Here is a 13674-nt window from a genome sequence, read left to right as displayed (position 1 = left end):
GGCGGCGATCGCACCGCTCATGAGGAGGCCCATCAGCACCGGACAAGCGTTCCCGTGGTTGGCGCGGGCCTCTTGATGTCTCCCATCGTCGTTTCCTGCTGCGTTTTGTCGCAACAGGCCGGGCCAAGCTTAAGCCAGCCTTAAGGTGATTGCGACGGCATCCGCCGCCCAAACCAGCGGTCCACGCGATCGGCGTAGGCGGACCAGGCTGGCCCGAAGAGGGCCGTCAGGTGTCGTTCCTCGCGCCGGATGGCGAGGCGGTCGGTGGCGAAGGCGGCGACGGGGGCGGCCACGAAGAACCAGGCGTTGTCGAACAGGCCGCCGAGGCCGAGCAGCAGCAGGCCGTTGGCGAGATAGATCGGGTTGCGGCTCCAGGCGAACGGACCGGTCGTGACCAGAGCGGTCGCCGCCCGGTGCGGCAGGATGTTGGCGCGCCACCGCCGCATCACCAGCATGGCCCAGAGGTCCAAACCAAGGGCGAGCCCGACCAGGAGGCCGCCAGCGGCGAAGGCGCCGGGGAAGAGAGCGGGCGGGGACCACAGACGCGCCGTGATGAGCGCGACAAGGACGGCGCCGCCCGTGATGAGCGGCGGCCAGGGCCAGCGGTTCGGCGCCTGCGGGCTCACCCCCCGGCCAGCTTGAGAACGCCGCGCAGCAGATAGGCGACGATGCCCAGGACGCCCACGCCCAGCGCCCAGAGCGCGACGAACCAGAGGCCCTGCCGGAGCCCGTTTGTGGAGCCGCGACGCATCAGTGGTAACCGTCGTCGCCGACCTTGCCGCGGAACACCCAGTAGGCGTAGGCGGTGTAGGCTAGGATGATCGGGATCAGGATCAGGGCGCCGACCAGCATGAACAGCTGGCTGGAGGCGGGAGCTGCGGCCTGCCAGAGGGTGATCTCGTCGGGTACGGCGTAAGGGAAGACGCTGACGCCCAGCCCGGCGAAGGTCACCGCGAACAGGCCCAGCGACAGCAGGAAGGGCCAGACCTCACGCTTCTGACGCATGGTCCAGAAGAAGGCGGCCGCGACGATCAGGACGAGCAACGGCACCTGGGCCGTCAGAAGCACGCCGGGCCAGTCGAACCACCGGCGGGCGTATTCGCCGTCGAGGAACGGGGTGGCCAGGCTGACCGCGCCGATCATCAGCAAGGTCGCCGGCCCCAACTTCCAGGCCTGGGACCGGGCGTGGGTCTGGAGCGCGCCATCCGTCTTCATGTTCAGCCAGGTGGCGCCGAGAAGGGCGTAGCCGACGACGACGGCCACACCGGTCAGCAGGCTGAAGGGGCTGAGCCAGTCCCACCAGCCGCCGCCATAGGCGCGACCGGACACTTCGACCCCCTGCAGGATGGCCCCCAGGGTGACGCCCTGGGAGAAGGCGGCCAGGAGGGAGCCGCCGAAGAAGGCGACATCCCAGACGGGCTTGGCCCGCACGGTGCGCCAGCGGTATTCAAAGGCGACGCCCCGGAAGACCAGCCCCAGCAGCATGGCGATGATCGGCGTGTAGACCGCCGGCATCAACACGGCGTAAGCGAGCGGGAAGGCGGCGAACAGACCGCCGCCGCCCAGGATCAGCCAGGTTTCGTTGCCGTCCCACACCGGGGCGATCGAGTTCATCGCCTTGTCGCGCTGATCGCCGGCCTTCAGTGTCGGGAACAGGATGCCGACGCCCAGGTCGAACCCGTCCATGACGATATAGGCGAAGACGGCGAAGGCCAGCAGGCCGGCCCAGACCAGGGTCAGATCAACGCTCATGATCGGTCTCCTCGCCGGTCGGGATGGGGCGGTCCGGGTCGATGGCGGGGGCGGGGGTGATGCCCGCCGTGCGGATCGGGGTTTCCGCCACGCCCGGCTCGTCCCGGTGCGGCGCATGGCTCATCAGACGCAGGATGTAGAAGACCCCGGCGCCGAAGACGGTGAAATAGACCACGGCGAAGGCGGCCAGGGAGGTTGCGACGGCGGGCGCCGCCAGGGGCGCGGCGCTGTCGGCGGTGCGCAGCAGGCCGTAGACGGTCCAGGGCTGGCGGCCGACCTCCGTGGTGATCCAGCCCGCCAGCACGGCGACGAACCCCATCGGTCCCATGATCAGGGCGAAGCGGTGCAGCCAGGGGGCGTCATAGAGGCGGCTGCGCAGGCGGGCGTACAACCCCCATAGCCCCAGCAGCAGCATGGCCATGCCCAGTCCCACCATGACGCGGAAGGACCAGAAGACGATCTCCACCGGCGGCCAGTCGGCGCGGGCGACGGTGTCGAGACCGGCCAGAGGCGCGTTTGGATCATGCTTCAGGATCAGGGACGACAGCTTCGGAACCTCGACCGCGCCATGGACGGTGGCGGCCTCGCGATCGGGCAGGCCGAACAGGATCAGCGGCGCCCCGTCCGGGTGGCTTTCGAAGTGGCCTTCCATCGCCATGACCTTGGCGGGCTGGTGCTCCAGGGTGTTCAACCCGTGCATGTCGCCGATGAAGATCTGCACCGGAGCGGCGACCAGGATCATGCCCATGGCCATGGCGAACATCTTGCGCGCGCCCTTGTTGGTCCGCTCCTTCATGAGGTGCCAGGCGCCGACCGCGCCGACCACCAGACCGGTCGTCAGGTAGGCCGCCAGCAGCATGTGGGCGAGGCGATAGGGGAAGGACGGGTTGAAGACGATCTTGAACCAGTCGGCCGGGATGAACTGGCCGACCTCGTTGATGGCGTAGCCTTGCGGCGTCTGCATCCAGCTGTTGACGGACAGGATCCAGAAGGCCGAGGCGAAGGTGCCGATGGCGACCATCAGGGTGGCCAGGAAGTGCAGCTTCTTGCCGACCCGGTTCAGGCCGAACAGCATCACGCCCAGGAAGCCCGCCTCGAGGAAGAAGGCGCTGAGCACCTCATAGGCCATCAGGGGGCCGATGACGGGTCCGGCCTTGTCGGAGAAGACCGACCAGTTGGTGCCGAACTGATAGGACATCACCAGACCCGAGACGACGCCCATGCCGAAGGCGACGGCGAAGATCTTCAGCCAGTATTTGAAAAGGTTCAGATAGAGCTCGCGCCCTGTCTTCAGCCACAGGGCCTCCAGCACGGCCAGATAGCTGGCCAGGCCGATAGAGAAGGCCGGGAAGACGATGTGGAAGGCGACGGTGAAGGCGAACTGCATCCGAGCCAGGATCAGGGCGTCAAGTTCCATGGAAGCGTTTCAACCGATCAAGCCGAGCGCGCCGGCGCTGCGGTAAAGCATATAGAAGGCGACGACGAAGATCAGCCCCGCGAAGACGGTATTCAAGACGCCTTTCTGTCCCGACAGGGCCTTGGCGAGCCGTGCGCCGACCAGACCGCCCAGCACGCCGCCGCCGATGAAGACGGCCGCCAGGGGCCAGTCGACCCAGCCGTCCAGAGCGTAGTTGAAGGCCGTGGTCAGGCCGAAGGCGGTGACGCCGACCAAGGAAGAGCCGACGGCATAGTAGATCGGCATGCGGGTCGAGAACATCAGGCTGGGCACGATAAGGAAGCCGCCGCCGATGCCGAAGAAGCCCGACATCACGCCCGTGGCCAGGCCCGTGCCGACGAGCTTGGGTGCATTGCGCCGATCAAGCTGGACGTTCGGGTCTCCGCCGGCGGAGCGGCCCCGCAACATCAGCACCCCGACGACCAGCATCAGGACGGCGAAAAGGGCCAGCAGCTTCTGACCATCCACGGCCTTGCCCAGGCTCGAACCCAGAAAGGCTCCGAGCACCCCGGCGACCGCGAACAGACTGGCAATTTTCCATTTCACCGTGCCGTGGCGGGCATGATTGATCACATTGGCGAAGGCGTTGGCGGCCACGGCGAAGGCGCTGGTGCCGATCGCCAGGTGCGGCTCCTTGACCCCGACCAGATAGACGATCAGCGGCACGGCCAGGATGGACCCGCCGCCGCCGACCAGGCCCAGGGTGAAGCCGACGAGCGAGCCGGCGCCGGCGCCGAGGCCGTACTGCAGCGGAGACAGGTCCATGATCAGGCTCAGGCGACAGCAGGGCGAAGCTGGGGGGCGGGTTCGATGTGGTGGGGGCCGGCCAGCCATTCGCGACCGCGCAACATCCCAAGCCAGTAGATTTCGGGCAGGGCCTGGGCCTTCAGATGCCAGGCCAGACGGGTCGGCTTGGTCCCGTCGAGCATCCATTTCGGGAAGCTGGGCAGGAGCTTGCCGCCATAGCCGAACTCGGCCAGCACGATCTTGCCGCGCTCGACCGTGAGCGGACATGAGCCATAGCCGTCATAGACCGCCCGCATCGGCTGGCCGTCCAGCAGCGACAGGATGTTCTCGGCCACCACGGGCGCCTGTTTGCGGGCGGCCGCAGCAGTCTTGGCGTTGGGTGCCGAACAGGCGTCGCCCAGACCGAAGACGTTTTCGAACCGCTTGTGGCGCAAGGTGGCGTCATCCACCTCGATCCAGCCGCTTTCGGCGGCCAGCGGACTTTCGCGAATGAAGTCCGGCGCCGTCTGCGGCGGGCAGACGTGCAGGAAGTCGAACTCGCGCCGAACCTGGCGAACTTCACCGTCCGCACCGGTCACGGCGAAGGTCGCGATCCGCGCCGGGCCGTCCACCGCCACCAGTTTCGATCCGAAGTTCAGGTCGATGCGGTATTTGCTGACATATTCCATCAGGGCCGGAACGTAGTCCTTGACCCCGAACAGCACCGGGCCGGCGTTGTGGAATTCGATCTCGATGTCGTTTCGACCGTGGTCGCGCCAGTGATCGGCCGACAGATACATGGCCTTCTGCGGGGCGCCGGCGCATTTGATCGGCATGGGCGGCTGGGTGAAGATCGCCCGACCGCTCTGCATCGCCTGGACCAGCTTCCAGGTGTAGGGCGCGGTCTCATAGCCGTAGTTGGAGGTGACGTTGTTGCGCCCGAGCGTTTCCGCCAGGCCCGGAATGGCGCCCCAGTCCAGCTTCAGTCCCGGCGCCGCGACCAGCATGCGATAGCCGATCCAGCGGCCGTCGGTCAGTTCGACGCGATCGTGGATGGGGTCGAAAGCCGCGACCGAGCCGCGCACCCACTGGGCGCCTTGGGGGATCAGGTCCTCGGTGCGGCGCCGGGTCCGCTCGGGCGTGAAGACGCCGGCGCCGACCATGGTCCAGCCGGGCTGATAGTAGTGATGTTCGGATGGCTCGACGATGCGGACATCAAGGTCGGGGCGACGACGCAGGAGGCTGGCGGCTGTGGCGATGCCGGCGGATCCGCCGCCGACGATCAGGACATCGCAGGACTCCAGGGGGGCGTACTGGGCGCTCATGACGCGGCTCCTTCGAGACGGGGACGCAGGGCGCCGAGGTCGTAGCCGGCGCTCTTGGCGCGTGCGATCAGATCGTCAGCGCTTATCGAGGCGACGTTCGCCAGCGCCCACAGGGTGGTCGTGCGCGTGCCGGTGCGGCAGAAGCCGAACACAGGCTGGGGCAGGTTGGCCAGAGCCTCGCGGAAGTCCGCCACGTCCTGGTCGGAGATTGCGCCGCCGACCACGGGAACATGGGCGAAAGCCAGTCCCGCAGCCTCGGCGGCCTGGCGCAGATCTTCGGAGCTGGGCTGGCCGGGCTCTTCGCCGTCGGGTCGGTTGGAGATCACCGACCGGAAACCCTGGGCCGCGATGGCGGGCAGGTCTTCCGGGGCGATCTGGGGCGAGGCGGACAGGGCCTCGTCCAGGGGGCGGATATCCATGGCTTTGTCTCCCTAGGGTCTTTTCTGGTTCAGGCGTTTCGGTCGAGCGTCAGGCGGAACAGCGCCATGCCGGCTACGAGGGCGCCCACGAAGACGAAGGCCTGCCAGGCGCCGGTCGTCAGGGCCGCCAGCGCGGGGCCGGGGCACAGACCGACCAGGCCCCAGCCCAGGCCGAACAGGACGGCCCCGCCGACCAAGGGGGTGTCGATGTTGCGGCTCTCAGGCACATGGAAGGTGTCAGCCGCGACCGGAGCCTCCATGCGCCGGCGGATCAGATAGGCGATGGCGGAGGGGATCAGCGCCCCGCCCATAACGAAGGCCAGCGAGGGGTCCCAGGCGCCCGTCACATCCAGGAAGGCCAGGACGCGGGCCGGGTTGATCATGTCGGACACCACCATGCCGGCGCCGAACAGCAGGCCGCACAGGACTGCGACGATCAGCCGGTTCACGCCAGGCCTCCCAACAGGTGTCGGGTGATGAAGACGGTGAGCGCCGCGACCGCCATGAAGACGCCGGTGGCCACGATGGAGCGGGGCGACAGGCGGGCCAGGCCGCAGACGCCGTGGCCGCTGGTGCAGCCCGAGCCCCAGCGGGTGCCGAAGCCGACGATCAGGCCGCCGAGCACCAGCAGCCAGACCTCCGAAGTGATCTGCACCTCGGGCCTGCGGATCAGCGCCGAGGCCAGGGCCGCGCCGCCCAGCAGGCCGGCGATGAAAAGCAGGCCCAGAATGCGCGGCGCGCCTTTTGACAGGCCGGTCGCTGCGGCGGTCAGGCCGGAAATCCCGGCCACGCGCCCGTTGAGCAGCAGATAGAGGCCAGCCGACAGGCCGACCAGCAGACCGCCGGCCAGCGGCCAGATGAAGGGGAGGGGCTCAAGCATCGGGGGCTCGTCTCACAGCGCGTTGAGCGGGACCTTGAGGTAGCGCACCCCATTGTCCTCGGGCTCGGGCGGGCGGCCGCCGTTCATGTTCACCTGAACCGACGGCAGGATCAGCTTGGGCATGGGAAGGGTGGCGTCGCGCTGGGTGCGCATGGCCACGAACTCGTCCTCGCTGACGTCGTCGCGGATATGAATATTGCCGGTGCGTTGGGCGCCGATGGTGGTCTCCCAGGCGAACTCGGTCCGGCCCGGGGGCGCCTTGTAATCGTGACACAGGAAGACCCGCGCCTCGTCCGGCAGGGAGGTCAGGCGATGGATCGAGCGATACAGGGTCCGGGCGTCGCCGCCAGGGAAGTCGCAGCGCGCCGTGCCGTAGTCGGGCATGAACATGGTGTCGCCGGGGAAGACGGCGTCGCCGATGACATAGGCCAGACAGGCCGGGGTGTGGCCGGGCACATGCAGGACCGTGGCCTTCAACCCGCCGATCTCGAACCGGTCGCCGTCGTTGAACAGATGGTCGAACTGGCTGCCGTCGCGGCGGAAGTCGGTTCCTTCGTTGAAGATCTTGCCGAAGACCGCCTGGACGGTGAGGATCTCATGGCCGATGGCGAGCTGACCGCCGAGCTTTTCCTGAAGATAGGGCGCCGCCGACAGGTGATCGGCATGGGCGTGCGTCTCGAGCAGCCACTGAACCGTGAGACCTTCGGATTTTACGTAATCAATGAGCGCATCGGCCGAAGCGTGCGTGGTGCGGCCCGAAGCCGGATCGTAGTCCAGCACGCTGTCAATGATGGCGCAGACATCGGAGCCGGGATCGCGCACGACATGGCTGACGGTGAAGGTGGCCTCGTCGAAGAATGATTTGACCAAGGGGCGTTGAGCGGGATCGGCGAGCGCGGCGCGCACGATGTCGGCGGCGTGGTCGCGGGCGGGATCGGGGATGGGCGAGGACATGGCGTGTCTCCGTTTCGGTGACTCAACACATATACCCATTCATAGTTCATACAAGTATGTATTTTAATGTAGCGGAAAGGGCGTGAAGCGCTTAGCTTGCCGCCATGGAAACGACAGACACTGCGCCGACCGTCGACACCGCCGCGATGCGCGCCCTGCGCATCAACGACACGGCGCCGGATTTCACCGCGCGCACGACCCAGGGCGAAAAGCGCCTCAGCGACTACCGTGGACGCTGGCTGGTGCTGTTCTCGCATCCGGCGGACTTCACCCCGGTCTGCACCAGCGAGTTCGTGGCTTTGGCCCGACAGGCCGACGCCTTCGCGGCGATCGACTGCGATCTGATGGCCCTGTCAGTCGACAGTCTGTATTCGCACTTGGCCTGGCTGAAGGACATCTACCGCCGCTTCGGCGTGAAGGTGCCGTTCCCGATCATCGAAGATCCCTCCATGGCCATCGGCCACGCCTTCGGCATGGTGGACGCCGGCTCAAGCGACAGCGCGACGGTGCGCGCCACTTTCGTGATCGATCCCGAAGGCGTGGTGCGCGCCATCAGCTGGTACCCGATGAACATCGGCCGCTCGGTTGATGAGCTGCTGCGTCTCGTCACCGCCTTGCAGACGTCTGACCGTGAGGCGGCCTCCACGCCGGCGGGCTGGACGCCCGGCGACGCCCTGCTGGAGCCGGCCGCCACCACTCTGGACGCCGCCATCGCCGACGGTGACGGCGATGCGCCCTGGTACTATCGCGAGCGCCGCGCATGACCGACGATCAAGCGGCCGCCATGGAGCGGTTGAAGGAAAAGGCGCCGGAGGCCGCAGAGCTGTTACGCCAGCTGGCCAACGCCAACCGGCTGCTGATCCTGTGTCACATCGCCGAAGAGGAGCGCTCGGTGGGCCAGCTCGAGGCGGACCTTGGCATCAAGCAGCCGGCGCTATCCCAACAACTGGCTGAGCTGCGCCAGTATGGCCTGGTCAAGACCCGCCGTCAGTCCCGCTCGATCTTCTATTCGATCGCCGACGACCGGGCCCAGGCGGTCATGGGCATGCTCTACGAAATCTTCTGCGGCGATGCGAAGGCGGTCGGCGCGCGAGCCGCCGCCCCGGCGCCCCGCACATCGACGCCGGCGCGCGGCGACACGGCGCAATTCGCCCGCATCACCGCCGTCGCACGGCGCTGACGGCAAACCCGCACAGGAGACTCTCGTGAAGGGCTTCATCGACAATATCGAACGTCTGACGGAAGAGAACACAGACTTTCGCCGCGTTCTCTACACCGGCCACAATCTGCAGCTCGTCCTCATGGCCATTCCGCACGGCCAGGAGATCGGCGAAGAGGTCCACGACGACCGCGACCAGTTCTTCCGCATCGAGGCGGGCGAGGGCGAAATCTGGATCGACGGCGTTCGTCATGCCGTGAAGGCGGACGACGGGGTCATCGTCCCTCGGGGCGCCCGCCACAATGTGGTCAGCACGGGGTCCGAACCGCTTCGGCTCTACACCCTTTATGGTCCGCCGGAGCATCGCGACGGTACGGTTCACGCCACGGTGGAAGAGGCCTCCGCCGACCACGAGCATTTCGACGGCCGCACGACCGAATAACCGTCAGGGGCCGACGTCGTCCGCATCGGCGCGCCGGTCGTCGGGCCGCGGCAGCTGCAAGGCGATACCCAACGCCTCCGCCAGACGGGTGTCGCGACGATAGATGTCATCGCGAAAGGCGACGCGGCCCTGGCCGTCCAGAAAGGCCGTCCAATACAGCAGGCGCACGTCGATCGGCCGACCGGTCGCCACCCGGACGGTCTCGCCGCTGTCCAGCGCGGCGTCGAATCGGGCGAGCCTTGCGGGGTCGGGCGCGAGCAGTAGCCGAGCGAAGCCGACCGCGTCCTGCACCCGCACGCAGCCGTGACTGAGATGGCGGAAGCTCCGCTCGAACGCACCCCGCGACGGGGTGTCGTGCAGGAAGATGGCGTAGCTGTCCTGAAGTTCGAACTTGACCTGGCCCAGGGCGGCGTTCGGGCCGGCGCGCTGAACCACCATGCCATTCTGAATCGTCATGTTGTTCGCCCGCATATAGGCGGCGCCGCGCGGCAGGATCTCGCGCTGGGCGATGGAGGTCGGCACCGTCCAGGGCGGATTGGCGACGACCGAGGCGAAGGGCCGTTCGAGGCTGGGCGTCGCATTGTCGGCGTCACCCGTTACGACCCGCATCGAATGCACGGGCCGGCCGTCCTTCCAGTAGACCATGATGGAGGCGGCGGTGTTCACCTCGATCCGCTCCGGGGCGACGTCTCTCTTTAGCCAACGGCGGCGTTCCAGATTGAGCGCGATCTGGCGAGCACGGGCCTCGGCCGAAATCGACAGCGCCCGCTGGGTCGCCGGGCCGATGCGGGCGTCCGCTTCAAGACCGTGGCGCACCTGGAACGCCCGAACGGCCTCTTGCACAATGGAGCCGTATTCACCGCCAGACGGGCCGACCATCGCGGCGGCGGCGTCGCTGAGATCGCCTTCCACCCGAAGGCGCGGCAGGAGGGCGGGAAGGCGCGGGTCGGACGCAAATGGTTCGATCGTCGCGCCCAGGGCAAAGGGCGGCCAACCGCCGCGGTCGGCGATGGCGCGATAGCGGAGGAAGCCGTCGCACAGGCCCTGATAGCCGCGGTCCTGGGGTGCGAGGCCGGCCATCGTCGCCGCAAGTGTTCCGTCGTCGACCGCCTTTGCGAGGAGAGGCGGCGTGTCGACTTGGTTGCGATCCATCTCCCAGAGCGTCTCGACGGATGCTGGATCGACCCGGCCATGGGCGAGCGCCTCAGCCAGGATCAGGACGGCCTGGGTCAGTTCTGCTTCGCTAAGGGCGAGACCGTCGGGCGCCGACAGCCCGTGGCGGTCCGCCAGAGCTAGGGCGTCCATGGCTTGCCGGCGCGCGGACCCCGCCCAGGCGGGGCGTCCGCCGCGGGCCGCGTAGAAGGCTGTAGTCAGAACAGTGATGTCAAAGGCGGCGGGCGCGGGTGCTGCTCGCGCCGCCGTAGAGACCCAGAGCGGCGCCGCTGCGGCCGCCAGCAGGTGTCGGCGGTTCAGGATTGAGGAGCGACGATCAACCATGCCGCCGACACCGCAGGGTTCACCTTAAGGCAGGCTTAAGGTTGGCCGGTCCGCCAGCCCCACCGCGCGAAGATGGCGGCCCCCTCGTCGGACTTCAGAAAGTCGAGGAACGGCTGGGCGTCGGCGTCCTGGCGGCCGGTCTCTGTCACAACGGCGCCGGCGTCGCGGTAGATGCGGTAGGGCTCTTCGACCTCGACCACATCAGCGAGGTCCGGATTGGCGACCTGCCAGATGCCCCAGATGATCCAGGCGTCCAGCGTCGGGTCGTCGATCCAGGCTTGTCGGGCCTCGGCGCTGTTGCGGGCGTAGACGACGATGTTGCGACGCAGGGCGCGCACCTTGGCGATGTCGCCGGTGCGACCGGCCATGTCCTCCCACAGGCCGTTCTGGCCCGCGCCGTTGACAACCAAGACCCGGCGATCGGGCTGGAAAAGATCCTCAAGGCCGCCGATGCCGTCCGGATTTCCCGGCCGAACGAGGATGGAGGCGGTGCGCAGATAGAGCGGCTCGACCGCCTCGGCGCGGATGCGGCCCTCCAGGGCGCTGACGAAGTCGGTCATCATCGTCTCGGAGCCTGAGAAGATCAGGTCGCCATCCGCCTTGGCCTGGTCCAGCCATTGGGGCGTGGGTCCGGCGACGACGGCCACGGCGCGACCGGTGCGCGCCTCATAGGCCTTCGCGGCGTCGCGCATGGCGGGGGAGGGGCCGCCGGGACCGTAGACATGAAGTGGATCGGCGGGCGTCTGGGCGTGGGCGGCCAGGGCCGTTGCGCTCAGGAGGGCGGCCAGCGTCAGTGCGGACGGGCGCATCAAGAATTCTCCTGGGGTGGGGCGAAGTGATTGGCGGGAATCTTGAAATAGACGCGCCCGTCCGGCGCGGCCGGCGGCAGCACCCCGCCGCGGATGTTCACCTGAAGCGCGTAGAGCATCAGATTCGGCAAGGGCAGGGTGGCGTCCCGATCGTCGCGGAGCCGCACGAAATCCGCCTCGCCGCGTCCGCCGCCGACATGGATGTTGTCCGCCTTCTGCTCTCTCACGGTGCTGAAGCAGGCGGGCTCGCGGCCATCCGGGCCATAGTCGTGGCCAACGAAGACGGCGGTCTCTTCAGGCAGGGCCAGGATGTCCTGGATGCTTCGGAAGAGAGTCTTCGAGTCGCCGCCCGGAAAGTCGGCGCGCGAGGTGCCGGCATAGGGCATCATCAGGGTGTCGTGGACGAAGGCGTTGCCGCCAATCACATAGGTGATGGAGGCCATGGTGTGCCCCGGTGAGAACATCACCCGCGCCGGCAGGTCGCCAACAGCGAACGTGTCGCCAGCCTTGAAGAGTCGGTCCCACTGGCGACCATCGGCCGGAAAGTCGTCGTCCAGGCCGTAGATGTCCTTCCACAGCTTCTGGACGCCGATGACCTTTTCGCCGATGGCGGTCGGCGCGCCCAGTTTCTCGTTGAGGAAGGGCGCGGCGGAGAAGTGGTCGGCGTGGGGATGGGTGTCCAGCAGCCACTCGACGGTCAGGCCCTCCGCCTTGACGTAGTCCAGGATGGCGTCGGCGTTGCGGGTCGAGGTCGCCGCCGCCTTCTCGTCGAAATCCCAGACCGGATCGATGATCGCGCATTTGCGGCTGACCGGGTCGGAGACGACATACTGCCAACTGCCGGTCTTCTTGTCGTGGAGCGCCGCGATGCGCGCTCCGCCGTGGTCGATGATCTGCATGAAGGCTCCGTTTGGTTTGCGAAGAAAAAGGCCGGACCGCTTGCGAGGTCCGGCCGGAATCCGATCAGGCGGCTTTCGGGGCGTCGGGGAGGTCGCGCGTCGAGAAATACCAGTCGGTGTAGACGTAACCCTCGGAAGCGCGAGCCTCGGCCGCCTCGGCGGCCTTGGGCGGGGGGACGATGGCCGGTTGGCCAGGGCGCCAGTTCTCAGGCGTCGCGACCCCGTTGGCGTCGGACGCCTGGAGCGCGGTGAGCAGCCGAACGAACTCTTCGATGCTGCGGCCATTGCTCATGGGATAGTAGACCATGGCGCGCAGCTTGCCTTCCGGATCGATCAGGAAGGTGGCGCGAACAGCCGAGGTGTCGGCCGCCCCGGGGTGGATCATTCCGTAGGCCTGGGCCACCTCCATCTTCAGATCCTCGATGATGGGGAAGGGGATTTCGACGCCGAACTTCTCCTTGATGTTCCGGGTCCAGGCTAGGTGCGAGAAGATGCTGTCTATCGAGAGGCCCAGGAGCTCGCAGTTCATGGCGGCGAACTCATTCGCATGCTTGGCGAACCCGATGAACTCGGTCGTGCAGACCGGGGTGAAGTCCGACGGGTGCGAGAAGAGGATCAGCCATTTGCCGCGGTAATCGGCCAAGCTGCGATCCCCGTGCGTGGTGCGGGCGTGAAAGTCGGGGGCGGGTTCGTTGAGGCGGGGCAGTCCGGTCATGTCGATATCTCCTTCAGACGCCCCAATGAACAATTACATAAATACTTACGCAAACTAATAGTTCTTATGCTCAGGAAAGGTTCCGCCTATGCCGAGCCGTCAGTTCACAACCAGGGCGTATCCGGCCTGTTGAAGGTGGATGACCGTCATCAGGGCGGCGAGATCAACGCTCACGCCCGCTTCGAGATCGGCTTGCGCGATGCCGTTCCCCGCCATGGCCTGGCCGCACAGTCGAACCTGGACGCCGGCGGCGATGAGGGCGCGGATCAGGGCGCTGTTGGGGTTGGCGTCGCCCTTGCCGCGCGCGGTCCAGGCGGCGTCGGAGAGAACTGCAGGGGTGGCGGCGCCGTGCAGGACGACCACGATCTGACGGTGGTCGGCGTCCACGCCGCCCGCCGCCAGCATATTCACCAGCCGCGCGACGCGATCCAATCCCTTCAGCGGCCTGTCGTCCGCACCGCCCTGGGACACGTCGAAGATGACCCGATAGATGCGCGACGGATCCGGCTGTTCGCCGGCCTCGGGCAGGGGCTTGAAGCCGCCGAAGCCTGAGACAGCCTGGGCGAAGCTCGGGGAGGCCGCCAGGGAGGCGGCCAAGGACAGGGCGATCACGAGGGTTTTCATGGCGGGTTCCGGTGTGC

18 protein-coding genes are annotated in these 13674 nt (G+C 67.4%); 3 read left to right on the top strand and 15 right to left on the bottom strand.

Going from position 1 to position 13674, the window contains the following annotated elements:
* Window positions 1-140: 140 nt before the first annotated feature.
* The 10 genes from JMT67_RS09410 to JMT67_RS09365 are packed head-to-tail and all read right to left on the bottom strand — an operon-like array spanning window position 141 to window position 7512.
* Window positions 141-626: a methyltransferase family protein gene (locus tag JMT67_RS09410; RefSeq protein WP_054764186.1), complete on the bottom strand. Its 486-nt coding sequence runs from the start codon at window positions 624-626 to the stop codon at window positions 141-143.
* On the bottom strand, window positions 623-751 hold the full coding sequence (locus JMT67_RS09405; RefSeq protein ID WP_137721941.1) for a DUF2474 family protein: 129 nt from the start codon (window positions 749-751) through the stop codon (window positions 623-625). The genes JMT67_RS09410 and JMT67_RS09405 overlap by 4 nt, the downstream gene beginning before the upstream one ends.
* Window positions 751-1752 (bottom strand): cytochrome d ubiquinol oxidase subunit II, encoded by a 1002-nt coding sequence (gene cydB / locus JMT67_RS09400; RefSeq protein ID WP_035308644.1) that lies wholly within the window; start codon window positions 1750-1752, stop codon window positions 751-753. The genes JMT67_RS09405 and cydB overlap by 1 nt, the downstream gene beginning before the upstream one ends.
* The gene (locus tag JMT67_RS09395; RefSeq protein WP_201463311.1) at window positions 1742-3169 is read right to left on the bottom strand and encodes a cytochrome ubiquinol oxidase subunit I; all 1428 of its coding nucleotides are present in this window, start codon (window positions 3167-3169) and stop codon (window positions 1742-1744) included. Before JMT67_RS09395 ends, cydB begins: the two co-directional genes overlap by 11 nt.
* Window positions 3170-3178: 9 nt before the next feature.
* A complete protein-coding gene (locus tag JMT67_RS09390) occupies window positions 3179-3973 on the bottom strand; it encodes a sulfite exporter TauE/SafE family protein (RefSeq protein ID WP_054764183.1) in 795 nt (264 codons plus the stop codon).
* 8 nt (window positions 3974-3981) lie between these two features.
* Window positions 3982-5259, bottom strand: coding sequence for an NAD(P)/FAD-dependent oxidoreductase (locus tag JMT67_RS09385; RefSeq protein ID WP_035308651.1), 1278 nt, complete (start codon window positions 5257-5259; stop codon window positions 3982-3984).
* Window positions 5256-5678 carry a TIGR01244 family sulfur transferase gene (locus JMT67_RS09380; protein ID WP_201463310.1) on the bottom strand — a complete coding sequence of 141 codons (423 nt, stop codon included), beginning with the start codon at window positions 5676-5678 and terminating at the stop codon, window positions 5256-5258. Before JMT67_RS09380 ends, JMT67_RS09385 begins: the two co-directional genes overlap by 4 nt.
* A 29-nt stretch (window positions 5679-5707) precedes the next feature.
* Window positions 5708-6127: a DUF6691 family protein gene (locus JMT67_RS09375; protein ID WP_197273334.1), complete on the bottom strand. Its 420-nt coding sequence runs from the start codon at window positions 6125-6127 to the stop codon at window positions 5708-5710.
* Window positions 6124-6558, bottom strand: coding sequence for a YeeE/YedE family protein (locus JMT67_RS09370; RefSeq protein WP_054764180.1), 435 nt, complete (start codon window positions 6556-6558; stop codon window positions 6124-6126). The genes JMT67_RS09375 and JMT67_RS09370 overlap by 4 nt, the downstream gene beginning before the upstream one ends.
* Before the next feature lie 12 nt (window positions 6559-6570).
* Window positions 6571-7512 (bottom strand): MBL fold metallo-hydrolase, encoded by a 942-nt coding sequence (locus JMT67_RS09365; RefSeq protein WP_054764179.1) that lies wholly within the window; start codon window positions 7510-7512, stop codon window positions 6571-6573.
* A gap of 104 nt (window positions 7513-7616) precedes the next feature.
* On the opposite strand from JMT67_RS09365, the gene JMT67_RS09360 reads away from it, so the two are divergent.
* From JMT67_RS09360 to JMT67_RS09350, 3 genes are read left to right on the top strand one after another with little or no spacing between them, the layout of a single operon-like run.
* Window positions 7617-8276, top strand: coding sequence for a peroxiredoxin (locus JMT67_RS09360; RefSeq protein ID WP_054764178.1), 660 nt, complete (start codon window positions 7617-7619; stop codon window positions 8274-8276).
* Window positions 8273-8692 (top strand): ArsR/SmtB family transcription factor, encoded by a 420-nt coding sequence (locus tag JMT67_RS09355; protein ID WP_054764177.1) that lies wholly within the window; start codon window positions 8273-8275, stop codon window positions 8690-8692. The genes JMT67_RS09360 and JMT67_RS09355 overlap by 4 nt, the downstream gene beginning before the upstream one ends.
* Window positions 8693-8717: 25 nt before the next feature.
* Window positions 8718-9113: a cupin domain-containing protein gene (locus JMT67_RS09350; RefSeq protein WP_054764176.1), complete on the top strand. Its 396-nt coding sequence runs from the start codon at window positions 8718-8720 to the stop codon at window positions 9111-9113.
* Window positions 9114-9116: 3 nt separating this feature from the next.
* Here JMT67_RS09350 and JMT67_RS09345 read toward each other — a convergent pair whose 3' ends face one another.
* The 5 genes from JMT67_RS09345 to JMT67_RS09325 form a co-directional block, all read right to left on the bottom strand.
* Window positions 9117-10610, bottom strand: a complete 1494-nt coding sequence (locus tag JMT67_RS09345; protein WP_201463309.1) for a L,D-transpeptidase family protein — start codon at window positions 10608-10610, stop codon at window positions 9117-9119.
* A 35-nt stretch (window positions 10611-10645) separates the two neighbouring features.
* Window positions 10646-11419 carry a substrate-binding domain-containing protein gene (locus JMT67_RS09340; RefSeq protein WP_035308668.1) on the bottom strand — a complete coding sequence of 258 codons (774 nt, stop codon included), beginning with the start codon at window positions 11417-11419 and terminating at the stop codon, window positions 10646-10648.
* Complete coding sequence (locus JMT67_RS09335) at window positions 11419-12318, bottom strand: MBL fold metallo-hydrolase (RefSeq protein WP_052005015.1); 900 nt, start codon at window positions 12316-12318, stop codon at window positions 11419-11421. The genes JMT67_RS09340 and JMT67_RS09335 overlap by 1 nt, the downstream gene beginning before the upstream one ends.
* A 64-nt stretch (window positions 12319-12382) precedes the next feature.
* Complete coding sequence (locus tag JMT67_RS09330; RefSeq protein WP_054764173.1) at window positions 12383-13033, bottom strand: peroxiredoxin; 651 nt, start codon at window positions 13031-13033, stop codon at window positions 12383-12385.
* A gap of 99 nt (window positions 13034-13132) precedes the next feature.
* The gene (locus tag JMT67_RS09325) at window positions 13133-13657 is read right to left on the bottom strand and encodes a DsrE family protein (protein ID WP_052005017.1); all 525 of its coding nucleotides are present in this window, start codon (window positions 13655-13657) and stop codon (window positions 13133-13135) included.
* Window positions 13658-13674 lie beyond the last annotated feature (17 nt).

This window comes from Brevundimonas aurantiaca (genome assembly GCF_904830995.1).
Lineage (GTDB): Bacteria > Pseudomonadota > Alphaproteobacteria > Caulobacterales > Caulobacteraceae > Brevundimonas > Brevundimonas aurantiaca.
Note: the sequence above shows the minus strand (reverse complement) of the source record. Positions and strands in the feature narration are given on the sequence as shown.